The sequence below is a fragment of the Mucilaginibacter sp. McL0603 genome (assembly GCF_049992945.1).
Taxonomy (GTDB): domain Bacteria; phylum Bacteroidota; class Bacteroidia; order Sphingobacteriales; family Sphingobacteriaceae; genus Mucilaginibacter.
Genome location: NZ_CP188251.1, coordinates 663,891 through 680,309, shown reverse-complemented (window position 1 = coordinate 680,309; position 16,419 = coordinate 663,891). Strand labels below are relative to the sequence as shown.

The following is a 16,419-nucleotide window of genomic DNA, read 5'->3' as shown; positions in this document are numbered from 1 at the left end:
AAATTATTGCTGGATTTTTAAATATTTCATTTGGATAATTTAAAACATACCCGTTAAAACATGACCTGGAGCCGGCTTTGAAAAAAGTTAGTTGCTCCTTTCAGATCATATCGGTCAAGAACTCCGTAACCATATGCCAGTGCCAGGCGGAAATTAGCCGAGAGATACCAGTTGACTACGGGTGTTATTCGCCAAAACTTACCACCGTTTATCAGGCCGCTGTTAAGGTCAAAAGTTGAATATCTCAGTACTACCTCCCATGCCCCTGGCCCTCCTTTAAAAACAGATCTTTTGACCGGTACAAAGCCGTAGATAGCTCCCGTGGTCATATATGGCCGAGACTCGCCGGTTAATACGTAGCTTGCCATTAAATCCCCGCCAAAAAAAACAGGGTTGTCCTTTGTCGGAGATCTGAATGAGTCCCAGTAGAATTCTGAACCGAACCACCAGGAGCCTGTACTATAATACACCTCACCTCCCGTATAAGTGGATTGATCGGTGGGGAATTTGCCTGCATCAATGAAGAACGGAGCATTGTTTGCTTCGGGCCGGGACCTGACCCGGATTGAATCGCTGAGCGGATGTCCAATGCGGAAACTAGCAGCAATGTGCAAATTGGATTTATCATCATGTATCGGCAGCCACCCTACCCGGGCAACAACTTGCCAGGTGTATGTTGAGAACGATTGGCCTTTAGAGAGCCAATCTGTGAATACGCCGGCATTCCAAAAAATGCGCGGCTTTTCGAGATAGCCAAGCCATTTCACGCCATCAGCAAGAATCGGAATCGGATCAAGGACCATGGCCCTTTCCAACCCCTCTCCGGAATACCCGTTCATCACTTTGCTCATTGAAATGCCCTCTTTGGTGCGACCGACAAAAAAACTACCCCACAATTCCGGCACAGCTATCAGGACGCCTGATTCACGAACATACCATGCTCTTTCCGAACCATCATACATGAACCCCGCCTTCCAGGTAATAAGTCTTTTAGTGTTCAGTTGCCCGCCAAAAAGCAAGCGGGAATCCCGGACGTCAAATCCATTGCTGAGCGTAACTTTCGCCAAATCCATCTGCTGTTTACCCGTCGCATCCTGTGAAAATCCCCCATACTCATACAGGAAACCCAAACCAATTTTAAATGTGGTAAAACCCAAATTAAACTCATTCCAGGCTTTGTTTTTGGCAAACGTGTTACCCTTTGCATTAAGTGTTTCCCCTTCGGTTCCATCCGGAACTTTTTTCACCGTATCCTGGCTGAAGCAATCTCCTGGCAATATCAGGATTGCGCCAACCAGCAAAGATGCCCGTAACATTACGCCGAATAGAAAATTCCTTATAGACATCTTTAAAGGTTTAAAAATCCCTTTTTCTGAAACTGGTTGTGAAAAACTATACACAAAGGTTCAGTGATCAATAATCAATAAATATCTTTTGCATTTCATCCAGTTTACGCGGTTTTAATAAAGCAACCGAGAGAAGAATCCTGGACTTTTGCGGGTTGAGATTATAGGATGCCACGAGGCCAAGTTCATCATCATTGCATTCTACATTCCGGCCAACGGTACCTGTAGCAACCCGGGTGCTACGAACAACAATTACTCCTTTTTTACTGGCCCTGGCACAAGCTTCCAACGCTGCTTTAGGCATATTTCCATTTCCAACGCCAGCTATCACGATTCCCTTTGCTCCATGTTCAACTGAAGCATCGATCAAATCGGCGGGCATATCCACGTCAGCATAAATAATATCCACCCGGGGAAGTTTGGTGACACCATCAACACTGAATTCGGATTTGTTACCAAACTTTTGATCAGGATAACGGTAAAAGTCATTTACTCCATAAGAAGTGACGCCAATAAGTCCGCGAAGCGGAGACATAAATGTTTGCACAGCGGTGGTGCTTACTTTAGTTAATGACTGAGCGGAGTGGATCCAATCGTTCATCACCAAAACCACACCACGTCCTTTCGCATTAGGGTCCCCTGCAACGGCAATTGCGTTGTATAAATTCAATGGTCCATCAGCGCTTACAGCTGTAGATGGCCGCATAGATCCGACAAGGACTACAGGTTTATCAGTTTTGGTTACCAGGTTGAGGAAGTAAGCAGTTTCTTCCATAGTATCCGTTCCGTGAGTAATGACAAACCCATCAACGTCATTGCTATTTGCCATCTCATTAATGCGCTTGGCAATCTTGAGCATGATGTCAAATGACATATCCTGAGATCCGACATTAGAAATTTGCTCCCCTTTGATTTTAGCCACTTTCAACACATCAGGAACAGCATTGACCATGGCATCAATAGTCACCTGGCCGGAAGTATAACCCGATTGCACACCGCTGCCGGCGGCTCCGGCAATGGTACCGCCGGTAGCCAGAATAAGGATGTTGGGTTTTGTCTGCCCCAACACATCAATACTAATAACCACCAATAGGGTTAACAGTACGTTTCTGAATTGAAAAATAATGTATTTCATGTTCTTGTTTTTATATGGTTAAATATTTATTGTTTTTGGCCCGTCATAGTTGCCGGATCAAGCAGTTTCTTGATCTGATCCTCAGTTAGTAATTTCTTTTCGCGAATTAATTCCAGAATTCCTTTATCGGTTTCCAGTGCTTCCTTCGCGAGCTCTGTAGTTTTGTCATACCCTAATACCGGGTTCAGGGCCGTAACAATACCAACACTTCGTTCAATGTAACGATCCACTACGGCCTTGTTTGCAGTAATTCCATCAATACAATTTTTGCGGAACAAAGGCATGGTCTTAAAGAAAAGTGCTTGTGATTCCATAATAGCAATAGCAACTACGGGCTCGTAAGCATTCAGCTGCAGAAGACCGTCCCGTGATGCTATTGCGACGGTAGCATCATTTCCTATAGCTTTGTAACATACTTCATTCATCAACTCAGCCATAACAGGATTTACTTTCCCGGGCATAATGGAGGAGCCTGGTTGAAGTGGCGGTAAATTAATTTCAAAAATGCCGGTGCGCGGACCTGATGCAAGGAAAATTAAATCACTACTGATCTTAGACATGGTAACAGCAAAGTTTTTTATTGCTGAGGAATACATAACAAATGCCTGCATGCTGCTTGTAGCCGCAATAAGATCTTTAGCTAATACCATAGGTTTTCCGGTAACCTCCGCAAGACGGGTAGCACATTTCTCAGCATAACCGGGGGTTGCAGTTAAGCCGGTACCAATGGCTGTAGCACCCATATTTTCTTCGTACAAATAAGCCTCAGTTTTACGGAGAACCTCAATTGCTGCATCAAGCTGGAAACCAAAAGCATGGAATTCCTGCCCGATGGTCATCGGTACAGCATCCTGCCCCTCGGTACGGCCCATCTTTAACAAATTATTAAATTCATCACCCTTTTTATGAAATGACTGGGCCAGCAACTTCGCCTCGGCTATAAGTTTATCATTATGCAGTAGCAAGGCAACATGGATGGCTGTAGGATACACATCGTTAGTAGATTGACCCATGTTTAAATCATCATGGGGTTCTATAAATTTATATTCTCCTTTTTTATGACCACCCATCTCGAGGGCTATATTGGCTAATACTTCATTGGCATTCATATTTGCCGATGTGCCGGCGCCGCCCTGGTATAGGTCAACCAGGAACTGATCGTGATACTTTCCATCAATTACCGCCTTGCAAGCTTTCTCGATCGCATCAAGTCTGTCTTTCTTCATCCTGCCTACATCAGCATTTGCCCTGGCTGCAGCCAGTTTCACCATCGCATATGCCTTCACATAGTCCGGGTAGAACTTTGTTGTCACGCCACTGACTTGGAAATTTTCCAGGGCACGTGCAGTTTGAACCCCGTAATAGGCGTTGTCAGGAATCTGCTTTTCGCCCAGCAGGTCTTTTTCTGTTCGGGTTTGTGCATAAAGCGTGCTTATGCTCAATCCAAACAGGATCATCAATGTCAGTTTTGCAGTTTTCATTTTATTTTGGGTTTAAGGAGGTTAGATAACTAAAGTGTCAAGCTGAATAAAAATGGTCCTATTGTTATTAAAGATTTATTGTTTATGTAACTGACCTACTTTTTATAAAAGGCCTGTGAATAATTGTATCTGAAAGTGAACTGTATTTTCGAAATTTTACTGGTAAAACCATCGGTGTAGTTATGCCGGTCGCCCCATTCATACTCCACACCTGCCATCATGTTTTTTACAGGATAATACAGCAGGTTTACGAGTGCGTAATTTCCTTGCCTGAAATCACTGGGCAATTGCGCATTGGAGTTGGTGATCTTAACCTGGGAATAGCCGAGAGAAGTAGTGAATTTGGGACTCCATGTATGATCAAGGAACGCTACAATACCCTGCACCGGCAGTGCAACACCCTTAACCGGGCTTACGGTATTGGAAAGATCATTTTTAATGCCGATGTCCACGGGCGCATCGTTCATGTAGTTTTCTATCCCTTCACCATATAAATACGATCCCCTGAATATGTCATTCTTACCCAGGTGAAGATTGGTGCTGAAGTTAAGCCCCCATCCGGTAGCGCCGCCAGACAAGTCGTATTGATCGTTATTTTGATCTTCCCACTGAATGTCTCTTAGTATGCCGGCAAGTTCAAGGTAGCCCCATTTCTGTCCATAGCGGTATTCTGCCGAAAAGTCCGGGAGTGGAAACCTGGCTTTTACATTCTGAAGTTCTATACGGTCGGCATATACCCCGCCATCGGCGCTGGCTCCGGGTCTTTCCAGTGCAAAGGTAAGTTTGGTATCGCCCTGGATAGGCATATACCGTATTTGAATGTTACGGAAGAACGCCATCCCGCTGGGCCCCCAGTATTCAAGCGAATTGGGGAAAACATCAATATCCATAAATGGGCTCCAGTATTGCCCTACGCCAAATTTTCCGAGTTCTCCATAGGCATGCCGTAAACGGAAGGTGGTTTGCCCGGCATCAACACCGGTGCCAAACAATTCAAACTCAAAAGTGGTCTTTAATTCGCCCAGTGGGGTAGTAAACCAATTTTTGAAACCCAACCGGGTTTGACGAACAGAGAAATAAGTGTTCCCGTTGGTCCCATATTGATTTGTAAAAGAAGGCAATTGTGTTGGCCGGACAACGTCGAACCAATTAGGATTTATCTGGTTAAAATCATAACCGGCATCCGTTTGTACGAAGCCGTATATCTCCATAGTTTTTTGCTGCTGTGCGTCCTGGGCACGCAGCGCATTGGCAAAAAATAAGATAAAACCAGTTATCAGACATGCCGTTTTCATTTTCGTAAATAGCTTTTTCATATGGCTTGATTTCAGATTAAGTTTCAAAAACAGAATTTAGACGCATTGTATTTTTTAGAAGCACCAGAACCGAGCTCTGTAATATCACGAAATTCATTAATGTCTATACTTTACTGCGAAGCCTATTGACTTTCATGCTCAATTACCAGTAAATGATATCTCAGAAATCAAAAGTAAAATGATTAAAAGTCAAGTATTCTATACAATCGCTGTTAAGACGTTGCATATTAGAAAGTGAAACCTAAAAAGAAATTGGAAACTAAAAGATATAAAGCGTGTGATGCCCTGGGATTTTCAGTTAACCTAATAAAAGATAAGCACGGTTTTGAAGAAACCATTACCCATAAGGCCTGGGGTAAAACTAAGTATCCCGTCAAACCGGTTATAATAAAATTCATCAGACCAGAAGCTATAATGCAATAGTTAGGATTTAGCTGAATGCATTACACGGCAGAATCGAGACAGGGTCCTTTTCTCTTTTCAATAAATTGCCCAGGTAAGTCTATGTTATCCCCTTTACAACAATGATGAATTGCTACGGAATTGCAGTATTAAATACCAGATTAAAACTTATAAGATAATCCCATAACAAGCCCATAATCTATTTTACCCGATCCAGGATCCAGGGGCTTGCTATCATAGTTGCCGTACAGGTTAGTTGTAAAGGAAAAATCAGAAAATAATTCCCATGAAAAACTGATATTCCCATCGTACCGGTAACGTTTGGCCTGTGTCAGGCTAATGTATCCGGCGTTAGTCATAGTGATCTGCATATTTGGATGAGCGAATTTAAAATAATCCAGTTTTATTATAACCGGTATCTCCATCTGGTTGCCTTTACCCGACTGTCCTGAAAGGCTCTCCTCCTGGGCGATAGCTATTCCGGTTAATGCAAATGCCTCTATCGTCTGTCCCGCCAGGAATTTATTTCCGCCGCCAATCAACTCCTGAAAACGATGAGCCAGGGATAATTCTTTATTTGTCTGATGACTTAATGCTGCTTCAGCAAACCAATTTGAATTCAGAATGTAATGATAGGAACCAAGCTGTTCCGTTTCCTGGTCTCTTGAAAAGCCAGACGAATCAATGCTGCCTAATGCGTTTACTGTGAGCTCAGTTATGAGCAAACGGGAGGTGTGTTTTACACTGCCATTAAGATTAAACTGACCAGTAGAAGTGGAGTGCGCAAAACTTAATCCAGCTGATACATTTCCATCCAGCTGAGAGAAGAAATTGCGCCTGTATGCTACAGTAGAATTGATTTGGTTTATAGCCAATTTAGTTTTAGAAACTCCGTCTGTAATGTATATGGTATCCTTGCTACCGGACGGTTCTATCGTACCATATATTCTATCTTTTGCAATTGTCAGTACTTGCAAAGTTCCTATAGTTGTATGTGCGGTACGAATCTTGATAGTTTTAATGGATATCAGCCCAAGAACGTCTGAGTCAAAAGTTGCTCTGCCGCGGATGATCTCTTTTAATTCACCGATCAATAATTCGCCATTATATAGAAAAAGCGTATCCTTTTTTACTTGTGCAAAACTGCTGCCAGCTATTAATAGAAGTGGTAAAACCAGCAGCAGAACAAAAGGAAATCGCTTTAATCTCATTTGCATTGATTTTATAATTTTAGTCTGCTATTAAACTCACATAGGACACAAGCCTTTTCCGAGTTTCCTTATCCCAACTTTTCCCATCAATCGTTGATTTAAGGCGGAATAATTAATTATATGATTTTTAATAATTAAGATTCAACTGTTAACTTGGTTTTGTTGTATAAGAAAATCCTGCTACTATACGAATTTAAACGAGTAGGAAGCAATTACCTTCTTTGTCTTTCCAAGGACTGTCTTTCTGCATGTAAATTGCTAGCGAACCATCTTTACCAAATTTCATATGGCTGCAGCAGTTTTTAAATTATCAAACTTGTGCCATTAGACTATTGTTATTTAATCAAAGCTAATAAGATGAGGAACTGATAATGGCCAATCTTTGTTTAAGCAGGTTGCATCTTACAAATTGGAACTAATTTATAGGTAGAGCCATCATCAGGTAGTGGCTTTTTTTGTTTTACCCAACTGGTCCGCATTCACGTCCTGCGAACATATCAGCCCGTTTACCGTTAATGGCAATGCGCATGTAGATAGTCGTGGGGGCATCTTTGTAGTTTTTTTGCTTTCTCAAATAAAAAAGTAGATGGAAGCTACTCTTCATAATTACAAGCTTAAAAGTGAAACAAAAGTAGATTTGCTGCCTGCTTTTATCAAGATGTTCACTCGCCGAACATGTTGACAATCAAATAATTATTAGCAATTCGGCGCGTAGCCTTTTTCCATTTAAGTACGCACCGAATTACGCTCCTTTTTGTTGCGATTTGGTGCATAAAATGGTGTTCCAGAACCAATAAAAAACCCTGCAAATTTTTGATTTGCAGGGTTTTAGCATCTTTTAATACTATTTTTGTAGCCCGTAGGGGAATCGAACCCCTGTTTCTAGAATGAAAATCTAACGTCCTAACCCCTAGACGAACGGGCCTTTTTTCAAAGTTTTCAGGGATTAAAACCCCTTATTTTGGGATGGCAAAGATATAGCTTTAAAGTAAGTTTTAAAATTAATTTTCAAAAAAATTGTAAGCCCGCATATTTAACTGTGATAATTAAGTCATAAAAACAAATTGAGGTATTCAGGTATTATAAATCTTTGGCAATTGTTTTACATTTATATTGAATCTTATAAATCCTTGTAAGATTCTTATTTAAGTGCCGACTAAAGAACAATCGTGCAAAGCCATTGTAAAAAATAAAATCACTTAATCTTTTAGAATAATTCATGAAAGCGATCTGGAATAACCAAGTAATTGCCGAAAGCAATGACACAATCATTGTTGAAAACAATCACTATTCCCCTAAGGAAAGTGTGAACCGCCAATATTTAAAACCATCAGCCACACACACTACGTGCCCATGGAAGGGGTTGGCATCTTATTATATGCTTGAAGTAAATGATCAGCAAAATAAAGATGCCGCCTGGTACTATCCCGACCCTAAGGACGCTGCAAAAAACATTACGGACTACGTAGCTTTTTGGAAAGGTGTTAAAGTAACCGAATGATATGAAAACTTATGACGCCATTGTGATCGGTTCCGGTCAGGCCGGAGGACCTCTTGCCAAAAAACTTGCTCTCTCTGGAAAGAAAACTGCCTTGATAGAAAGAAGATATGTAGGTGGAACCTGTGTGAACGATGGTTGTACACCTACCAAAACTTGGGTAGCATCAGCTAAGGCGGCTTACATGGCTGTAAAAAGCAAGGATCTAGGTATAAATGTCAAAAGCTTTAAAGTTGACATGGTGCAGATAAAAAGGCGCAAGGATCAAATCGTACTTAAAGCACGTAATGGCAATCAAAAAGGTATTGAGGAAACTAAAAATCTTGATCTTATTTTCGGCGATGCAACCTTTGCCAGCAAAAATACAGTTACAGTGCAGTTAAAAGAAGGCGGCAAGGTAGAGTTAAAGGCTGACTTGTTTTTTCTAAATACTGGCTGTAAAACGCTCATTCCTGATATTGAGGGTTTAAATGATATTGACTATCTAACCTCAACAAGCATACTCGAACTGGATAAGGTACCTGATCATTTATTGGTCATAGGGGGTAATTATATCGGGCTCGAATTTGGACAAATGTTCAGAAGGTTTGGAAGCAAGGTCACCATATTGGAAAAAGGGAGCCGTATCGTAGTGCATGAGGACGAAGATGTTTCTGCCGAACTAACTCATATCCTTGAAGAAGAAAATATCAAAATTTTAACGGATTCACAACCGCTAAAATTTAAAGAAACTGGAAAAGGGAACATTTCTGCCACTATTAAAACTGCCGGAAAAGAACATAAGATCAAATGCTCACATGTTTTGGTAGCTGCAGGCCGGGGACCAAACACAGATAAATTAGCTCTCGAAAAAACAGGTGTAAAGACTGACGAACGCGGATTTATTAAGGTAAATGACAAGCTGGAAACTAATGTCAAAGGGATTTATGCTTTGGGAGATGTAAAAGGCGGGCCAGCATTTACCCATATCTCCTATAATGATTATACCATTGTTTATCGTAATCTATTGGAAGGTGCAGATCTGAATACAAAAGACAGGCCTGTACCTTACTGTATGTTTACCGATCCGCAATTGGGACATGTTGGCATAAGCGAAACTGAGGCTAAAAAGCAGGGGCTTAATTTTAAAGTGGCTAAATTACCCATGACACATGTAGCCAGGGCTATTGAAACTGGTGATACCCGTGGATTTATGAAGGCTGTTGTTGATGCGGATACCAAAAAGATACTAGGAGCTACTGTTTTAGGGCCGGAAGGCGGCGAGATCATGACCGTACTACAAATGGCGATGGAAGGTGGCATAACCTACGACCGTATCCGTTACTGTGTGTTTGCACACCCCCTGTATTCTGAGTCATTGAATAATCTTTTTATGACTATTGACGGTTAAAGCTGCCTATGATAACAGTTGAAAAACTAAGCAAACATTTTGGAGAGGTTAATGCAGTAGATGGTATTTCATTTGAAGTAGTTGAGCACGAGAATCTGATTTTATTAGGTACCAGCGGCTGCGGTAAAACCACTACTTTAAAAATGATCAACCGCCTGATCGAACCAAGTTCAGGAATGATTACGATCGATGGCAAAAACATTCATGATCAATCGCCTGAACTGCTGCGCCGTGGCATTGGCTATGTATTGCAAAACAATGGTCTTTTCCCGCATTACACTGTTGCCGAAAATATTGCTATCGTTCCCCAATTGTTGAAATGGGATAGCAAACGCATTGAAAAGCGAATAGCCGAGCTGATAGACAAGTTGCATTTATCTCCTGATCAATTAAAAGTTTATCCAAATGAATTAAGCGGTGGCCAGCAGCAAAGAGTTGGTTTGGCGAGGGCATTGGTGGCCGACCCACCAGTTTTGTTAATGGACGAACCGTTTGGAGCGTTGGATAATATTACCCGCTCAAAAATACATGCAGAGTTTAAAGCTCTGGATGAACTGAAAAGGAAAACCATTATTATGGTAACCCACGATGTACAGGAAGCTTTTGAGCTGGGCGACCGTATTTGCCTGATGGATAAAGGAAAGATTATCCAGATAGGCACACCTGCTGAATTGCTTTTTAAACCGGCTAATGATTTTGTCAGCTCATTTTTAAAGGAGCAACGGCTTCAATTGGAGTTCAGGGCTATTCGCATAAAAGATATCTGGAACTTGTTACCTCATACCAAAGAAATTACTGAAGTTGTGTCTCTATCTGCTAACATGGATATTTGGTCGGGCTTGGAGAAATTCAAATATCATCAGGCAGATCATTTAAATATAACGCATGGTAAAGAAACAAGAGCAATAGGATTTGAACAGTTGATCACAGCATTTTATAAATACCAAAGCAGCCGCGCCCATGAATGAGCATCAACAAACCTTATGGGAGTTTATGCAGCAGCAAAGCGATAAATTGGTTACTCAAACGCTGCAGCATATCGGTTTAACTTTTATTTCGCTGATCATCGCTGTGCTGATAGGTTTACCATTAGGCATCTGGATCACACGGAAAAAGCAATTCGCCGGAACCATTTTAGGCATAGCAGGTGTGTTACAAACTATTCCCAGCATCGCTCTTTTAGGTTTTATGATCCCTCTGTTGGGCATTGGCGCTAAGCCGGCTATTGTGGCTTTGTTACTATACGCATTACTTCCTATCATCCGGAATACATACACTGGTATAACTGGCGTTGATGCCGCTGTAAAAGAAGCTGCTTTAGCCATGGGGATGAATAAATGGCAGATATTATTTAAGGTTGAACTGCCGCTTGCTATGCCGGTCATACTGGCAGGTATCCGCACCGCTACGGTGATTAATGTTGGGGTGGCCACATTGGCATCCTATATCGCTGCGGGTGGCTTAGGCGAGTTTATTTTCGGCGGCATATCACTCAATAATACCAATATGATATTGGCAGGGGCTATTCCCGCAGCATTGTTGGCTATACTATTTGATTTTCTGCTGTCACGATTGCAACATTTCAATTTTAAAAAAGTAAAAACTGCTACTGCAACTTTACCAGTGCTACTTATTCTACTTGCATCTTTTTATTTCATTCCCTCTGCTTACGGAGGAAAACTGACCGCAGGTTTTACTCCCGAATTTATGGGTAGACAGGACGGTAACCTCGGGCTGCAAAATAAATACCGATTAAAAATACATACCATCGTGATCAGTGATGCGATAATGTATAAAGCCGCCTATGAAAACCAATTGGATGTCATCAGCGGTTACTCAACAGACGGCCGTTTAAAAGCCTACAACCTGATTGTTTTGGATGATGATAAGAAAATATTTCCTCCTTATTATGCTGCGCCAATTGTTCGGGAGGATGCATTAAAAAGGTTTCCCGAATTGGAAAAAGTTCTTAATTTGATATCAGGAAAGATCACAGATTCAATAATGACCGATCTGAATTATCGTACAGATTACCTGCATCAAACTCCTGAAAGGGTTGCCGAAGATTTTCTACGCTCTAAAGCTTTATTAAAGCCATCGAGAAACGGAAATGCAGGAATTGTTCGCATCGGATCAAAAATTTTTGGCGAGCAATATATCCTGGCCAGTATGTACAGCATGCTGATCAAAGGTTATACAGACTACGATGTGTCGACAAAAACAGGGCTTGGTGGTACAAAAATTTGCTTTGATGCATTAACCAACGACCAGATCGATTTGTATCCTGAATATACAGGCACAGGCCTGCTGGCTATATTACATCCTTCATCAAAAACTGTAGATTCACTTACTGCCGACAAGAACAAGACTTACGATTATGTACAAAAAGCCTTTGAGACGGAGTATAGTATCAAATGGCTAAAACCAATCGGCTTTAATAATTCGTATGCTTTAATGATGCGTGAGAAACAAGCCAAAAAACTAAATATTAAAACAATTTCCGACCTGAAACGGTATTTGGAGAGCAAGTAGTTATGGAATTATCAGACTGTTATAAGAAAGTCAGGAAACGAACAGAGCAGATTTGCAGCCCCTTGCAAACCGAAGACTACGTTGTGCAGCCCATTGCCGATGTGAGTCCGCCTAAATGGCATCTGGGCCATACCTCCTGGTTTTTTGAAACCTTTATCCTGAAGCCTTATTTTATGGGTTATCAGGAATTTGATCCTCAGTATAATTTTGTTTTTAATAGTTATTACGAAACAGTAGGCACGCGTGTGATCCGTACGGACCGAGGTAATTTAAGCCGTCCAACGGTTGCTGATATTTATAAATACCGTGAATATGTGGATGAAGCGATGGATAAATTCCTATGCCAGCAGCCATCGGCTGATGTAAAAGAATTATTAATACTCGGCCTCAATCATGAAGAACAGCACCAGGAACTTTTATATACCGATATTAAATATATCTTAGGTCATAACCCGTTGTTTCCAGCTTATTCTAAAGATTATATCGCACCAAAAGTCGATGATGCGGCCTCAAAATTTATAAAGGTTAAGGAAGGTATTTATGAAATAGGTTTTAATGGCGATGGGTTTTGTTTTGATAATGAATTAAGAAGGCATAAAGTTTACCTTAATCCTTTTGAAATAAGCACCGCATTAGTAACTAACCAGGAATATTTAGAATTTATAAATGAGGGCGGATACCAGGATTTCAGGCACTGGCATGCCGAAGGTTGGGATTGGATAAATAAAAATCATGTCGTTTCGCCATTATACTGGCACAACATAGATGCGGAATGGCATACTTACACTTATACTGGTTTGCAGCCGCTTAATTTAAAGGATACATTGACCCATGTCAGCTATTTTGAAGCTTCCGCTTATGCTGCGTGGAAAAGCTTAAGACTGCCAACCGAATTTGAATGGGAAGCAGCAGCAGATCAATTTAAATGGGGGCAACGCTGGGAGTGGACGGAGAGCGCTTATCTGCCATATCCGGGATTTGTTAAGGCCCCGGGTGCAATTGGCGAATACAATGGAAAATTTATGGTAAACCAACAGGTGCTCAGGGGTGCCTCAGAAGTTACATCACCAGGTCATAGCCGGGTCACATACCGTAATTTCTTTCAAACACATCTGCAATGGCAATTTACTGGCATACGTCTTGCTAAATAAATTATTCAACCTTAAAAACATGGCAATATTTTTGGTACAATCCGATTTAAAAGAGCAAATTCATCGAAAAACAGATCAGTTTTATGATGACGTTATATCCGGTTTAAAGTCGACACCAAAGCGCTTGAACTCAAAGTACTTTTATGATGCTAATGGTGATAAACTTTTCCAGGAGTTAATGAATTGTCCTGAATATTATCCAACTAGCTGTGAGATAGAAATATTGTCAGAAAAAACAGCGGATATATGCGAGGCTATTGTTGCTGATGGTGATGATTTCGACCTGATAGAATTGGGAGCCGGTGATGCCACGAAATCAACTTTCCTGCTCAAATATCTTTTAAAGCAAAAAGTTGATTTTACTTACTTGCCTATCGACATATCTGATAATGTAATATCATATTTGAATATAACACTGCCTGTAACTCTGCCGGGATTAAAGATAACCGGATTGAATGGTGAATATTTTGACATGTTGGAAAAGGCAGCTGCTCTATCAGATAAGCGTAAGGTTGTGCTATTTTTAGGCTCTAATATTGGGAATATGCCAATATCCGATGCTATTGCTTTTTGCAAGGAGTTGCGGAAACATCTAAATGAAGGCGATATGGTGCTGATAGGCATGGATCTGAAAAAGAACCCTGCAACAGTACTTGCAGCTTACAATGATAAAGGCGGAATAACCAAACGGTTTAATTTGAATTTGCTCGAAAGAATAAATCGCGAATTAAATGCAGATTTCGACCTGACCAATTTTGAACACTACCCTACTTATGATCCTGAAACTGGCGCTTGTAAAAGCTATCTTGTTAGTATAAAAGACCAACAAGTAACCATTAATGGAAAAGAGAAAATTCAGTTTTTAAAGGATGAGTATATCTATATGGAGATATCTCAAAAATTTTCCGTCGCACAAACTGAACATATGGCTACTAAAGCAGGATTTAAGCCTGTCAATCGCTTTTTTGACAGTAAGAACTGGTTTCTGGATGCTGTTTGGATAGCGGAGTAATTTTATAATAATGAACACTGAATAACGAATATCCAATGACGAAGTATAAAATAATTACTTTATCATTGGATATTCAAAATTCATTATTCGATATTCAATCTAGAGTACCTTCGGGTTCAATTCAGAGTCTATCAACTCGCCAACAGGTTTTCCCATCAGCCATTTTGCATGATCATTTTTTTGCCATTGATGTTTAGGAGGTGATACCCTCGCACCATCTGCAATGTAAATAATGGTCATCACCTCGCGCATTTTATCCGAGTTATTCCCCGGTGCATTATGAATAGTGAATCCCCTGTGAAAAGTAGCGTCACCTGCTTTCATCGTTTTTGCCCTGCTTATCGGGAACTGCTCTTTGTTCACATAGTCATCAAACGCACTTTCGGACTCATCAGAAATTTCAAAGTCAAATATTGAGCCTTTTGTAAATGATCCGGAAGCAAAAGTTAGCATACCCATATCCACATCAATATCAACCAAAGGCATCCACATTGTGATGGTGTTATCGGTATCTATTGGCCAGTAATACTGGTCCTGGTGCCATGGAGTTGGGCCACCACCCGGCTCTTTAAATAAAGCCTGGTCATGATAAATACGAACATTTTCAACACCCATCAGGTCGGCTGCAATTTTTGCAAGGCGTTTTGAGAAAACAAATCTCTTCGCAGCCTCATCAGATCGCCATAAATTCATAATCTGCAAAAATGCCTTCCCGTAAGTATCCCTGTCTTCCATTTTGCGCTTTTCGGTATTGTATCGCTCAGCGGCACTGACAATAACAGGGCGATAAATAGCTATCTCCCCCAGTGACAATATATTTTTGATCAGGGTGTGCCCTTTTTCTGAGAATTCCTTCTTATTTTCATCCGAAACGGTTTTAAAATTGTTCAATTCGGGTAATTGCGAAACTTGCGTGCTCATCTCATTTAAGTTATAATCAAATGTAAGTTTAGAAGCCTATGAAAAAAAATGAGGAAAATGGTTGAATTATGGATTATTTTATCATTACATTGCCTAAGTAAACCCATAATGACAAAATAAGCAATGATTAAGGCATCCTATGAGGTACTTCAACCCACAAGCGGGCACTCCTTTTTGGTCAGAAAATTTGGTAAAACTGCATTTGATGCTCCTTACCATTTTCATGAAGAGTATGAATTGACTTATATTTTGCATGGCCGCGGCAAGCGATATGTGGGTAGCCATATGGAAGATTTTACTGCCGGAGATCTTGTGTTACTCGGTTCTAACGTGCCACATTGCTGGAAACTGGAAACTGCTGAGCAAGAACATGAGGAAGCCAGCGCAATTGTAATACAATTTAATGCTAACTTTTTGGGGGATGATTTTTTTAACAAAGACGAATTGCAAGGCATTAAAAAATTGCTCCAAAAAAGTGGAAGTGGTATCAGCTTTAATTCTGGCACAAGGAATATAGTGAACCGTAGCATGAAACAACTGGCAGAAGAGAAGGGCAATTTTAAGATGCTGATCACTTTCCTGGAAATATTGCAACGATTAGCTTTTTCAAATGAATATACTTTATTAGATCAGCAAAGAAGTGTAGCTGAACAATCACGTGCAGAGCAAGAACGTATCAACCCTGTTTTTGCTTATTTGGTGGAGAATTTCAGAAGACAGGTTTCACTGGACGTAGCCTCAGGCATAGCCCATATGACCCCAAATGCCTTCTGCAAATATTTTAAAAAGATCACCCGTAAAACTTTTATGGAAACAGTGATTGAGTATCGCCTTAATTATGCTACCCAGCAACTGGTACAAACCGATAAGCCTATATCAGAAATATCCTTTGACAGCGGTTTTGGGGATGTATCGCATTTTTATAAAATGTTTAAACACAAAATGCATCAAAGCCCACTCAATTACCGCAAAAACTTCATGAAAGAGTTTGATGGTGAAGACAGGGGAAAAGCTGTGGCATAAG

The 16,419-nt window shown here is 40.8% G+C and carries 13 protein-coding genes and 1 tRNA gene; 7 read left to right on the top strand and 7 right to left on the bottom strand.

Annotation, left to right across the window (positions count from 1 at the left end; genetic code table 11):
* Positions 1–53: 53 nt before the first annotated feature.
* The 6 genes from ACPPVU_RS03280 to ACPPVU_RS03255 all read right to left on the bottom strand — a co-directional run bounded on the left by ACPPVU_RS03280 (position 54) and on the right by ACPPVU_RS03255 (position 7,816).
* Entirely contained in the window at positions 54–1,346 is a 1,293-nt protein-coding gene (locus ACPPVU_RS03280; protein ID WP_426670268.1) for an OprO/OprP family phosphate-selective porin, read from the bottom strand.
* A 67-nt stretch (positions 1,347–1,413) separates the two neighbouring features.
* Positions 1,414–2,481 (bottom strand): type II asparaginase, encoded by a 1,068-nt coding sequence (locus tag ACPPVU_RS03275; RefSeq protein ID WP_426670267.1) that lies wholly within the window; start codon positions 2,479–2,481, stop codon positions 1,414–1,416.
* Between the two features lie 26 nt (positions 2,482–2,507).
* Complete coding sequence (locus tag ACPPVU_RS03270; RefSeq protein ID WP_426670266.1) at positions 2,508–3,962, bottom strand: aspartate ammonia-lyase; 1,455 nt, start codon at positions 3,960–3,962, stop codon at positions 2,508–2,510.
* Between the two features lie 95 nt (positions 3,963–4,057).
* Positions 4,058–5,278 (bottom strand): DcaP family trimeric outer membrane transporter, encoded by a 1,221-nt coding sequence (locus tag ACPPVU_RS03265; RefSeq protein ID WP_426670265.1) that lies wholly within the window; start codon positions 5,276–5,278, stop codon positions 4,058–4,060.
* A gap of 563 nt (positions 5,279–5,841) precedes the next feature.
* Entirely contained in the window at positions 5,842–6,891 is a 1,050-nt protein-coding gene (locus ACPPVU_RS03260) for a DUF481 domain-containing protein (RefSeq protein ID WP_426670264.1), read from the bottom strand.
* An 853-nt stretch (positions 6,892–7,744) separates the two neighbouring features.
* Positions 7,745–7,816, bottom strand: a tRNA-Glu gene (locus ACPPVU_RS03255).
* Positions 7,817–8,110: 294 nt separating this feature from the next.
* Between ACPPVU_RS03255 and ACPPVU_RS03250 the strand changes: the two genes are divergently transcribed.
* Genes ACPPVU_RS03250 through egtD form a run of 6 tightly spaced genes read left to right on the top strand, consistent with a single transcriptional unit; the run spans position 8,111 to position 14,474 of the window.
* Entirely contained in the window at positions 8,111–8,392 is a 282-nt protein-coding gene (locus tag ACPPVU_RS03250; RefSeq protein ID WP_426670263.1) for a DUF427 domain-containing protein, read from the top strand.
* 1 nt (position 8,393) lies between these two features.
* Positions 8,394–9,779: a mercuric reductase gene (locus ACPPVU_RS03245; RefSeq protein WP_426670262.1), complete on the top strand. Its 1,386-nt coding sequence runs from the start codon at positions 8,394–8,396 to the stop codon at positions 9,777–9,779.
* Positions 9,780–9,787: 8 nt separating this feature from the next.
* On the top strand, positions 9,788–10,747 hold the full coding sequence (locus tag ACPPVU_RS03240; RefSeq protein ID WP_426670261.1) for an ABC transporter ATP-binding protein: 960 nt from the start codon (positions 9,788–9,790) through the stop codon (positions 10,745–10,747).
* A complete protein-coding gene (locus tag ACPPVU_RS03235) occupies positions 10,740–12,311 on the top strand; it encodes an ABC transporter permease/substrate-binding protein (protein WP_426670260.1) in 1,572 nt (523 codons plus the stop codon). Before ACPPVU_RS03240 ends, ACPPVU_RS03235 begins: the two co-directional genes overlap by 8 nt.
* Positions 12,312–12,313: 2 nt before the next feature.
* Positions 12,314–13,462, top strand: coding sequence for an ergothioneine biosynthesis protein EgtB (gene egtB / locus ACPPVU_RS03230; protein ID WP_426670259.1), 1,149 nt, complete (start codon positions 12,314–12,316; stop codon positions 13,460–13,462).
* A gap of 19 nt (positions 13,463–13,481) precedes the next feature.
* Positions 13,482–14,474 carry an L-histidine N(alpha)-methyltransferase gene (gene egtD / locus ACPPVU_RS03225; protein WP_426670258.1) on the top strand — a complete coding sequence of 331 codons (993 nt, stop codon included), beginning with the start codon at positions 13,482–13,484 and terminating at the stop codon, positions 14,472–14,474.
* Positions 14,475–14,573: 99 nt separating this feature from the next.
* Here egtD and ACPPVU_RS03220 read toward each other — a convergent pair whose 3' ends face one another.
* Positions 14,574–15,395 carry a phytanoyl-CoA dioxygenase family protein gene (locus ACPPVU_RS03220; protein ID WP_426670257.1) on the bottom strand — a complete coding sequence of 274 codons (822 nt, stop codon included), beginning with the start codon at positions 15,393–15,395 and terminating at the stop codon, positions 14,574–14,576.
* 123 nt (positions 15,396–15,518) lie between these two features.
* Between ACPPVU_RS03220 and ACPPVU_RS03215 the strand changes: the two genes are divergently transcribed.
* Positions 15,519–16,418, top strand: coding sequence for an AraC family transcriptional regulator (locus ACPPVU_RS03215; RefSeq protein ID WP_426670256.1), 900 nt, complete (start codon positions 15,519–15,521; stop codon positions 16,416–16,418).
* Position 16,419 lies beyond the last annotated feature (1 nt).

What these genes read in the sequence shown, in the direction of transcription:
- ACPPVU_RS03280 (WP_426670268.1), bottom strand. Translation starts at nt 1,346, where the DNA reads ATGTCTATAAGGAATTTTCTATTCGGCGTAATGTTACGGGCATCTTTG.
- ACPPVU_RS03275 (WP_426670267.1), bottom strand. Translation starts at nt 2,481, where the DNA reads ATGAAATACATTATTTTTCAATTCAGAAACGTACTGTTAACCCTATTG.
- ACPPVU_RS03270 (WP_426670266.1), bottom strand. Translation starts at nt 3,962, where the DNA reads ATGAAAACTGCAAAACTGACATTGATGATCCTGTTTGGATTGAGCATA.
- ACPPVU_RS03265 (WP_426670265.1), bottom strand. Translation starts at nt 5,278, where the DNA reads ATGAAAAAGCTATTTACGAAAATGAAAACGGCATGTCTGATAACTGGT.
- ACPPVU_RS03260 (WP_426670264.1), bottom strand. Translation starts at nt 6,891, where the DNA reads ATGAGATTAAAGCGATTTCCTTTTGTTCTGCTGCTGGTTTTACCACTT.
- ACPPVU_RS03250 (WP_426670263.1), top strand. Translation starts at nt 8,111, where the DNA reads ATGAAAGCGATCTGGAATAACCAAGTAATTGCCGAAAGCAATGACACA.
- ACPPVU_RS03245 (WP_426670262.1), top strand. Translation starts at nt 8,394, where the DNA reads ATGAAAACTTATGACGCCATTGTGATCGGTTCCGGTCAGGCCGGAGGA.
- ACPPVU_RS03240 (WP_426670261.1), top strand. Translation starts at nt 9,788, where the DNA reads ATGATAACAGTTGAAAAACTAAGCAAACATTTTGGAGAGGTTAATGCA.
- ACPPVU_RS03235 (WP_426670260.1), top strand. Translation starts at nt 10,740, where the DNA reads ATGAATGAGCATCAACAAACCTTATGGGAGTTTATGCAGCAGCAAAGC.
- egtB (WP_426670259.1), top strand. Translation starts at nt 12,314, where the DNA reads ATGGAATTATCAGACTGTTATAAGAAAGTCAGGAAACGAACAGAGCAG.
- egtD (WP_426670258.1), top strand. Translation starts at nt 13,482, where the DNA reads ATGGCAATATTTTTGGTACAATCCGATTTAAAAGAGCAAATTCATCGA.
- ACPPVU_RS03220 (WP_426670257.1), bottom strand. Translation starts at nt 15,395, where the DNA reads ATGAGCACGCAAGTTTCGCAATTACCCGAATTGAACAATTTTAAAACC.
- ACPPVU_RS03215 (WP_426670256.1), top strand. Translation starts at nt 15,519, where the DNA reads ATGATTAAGGCATCCTATGAGGTACTTCAACCCACAAGCGGGCACTCC.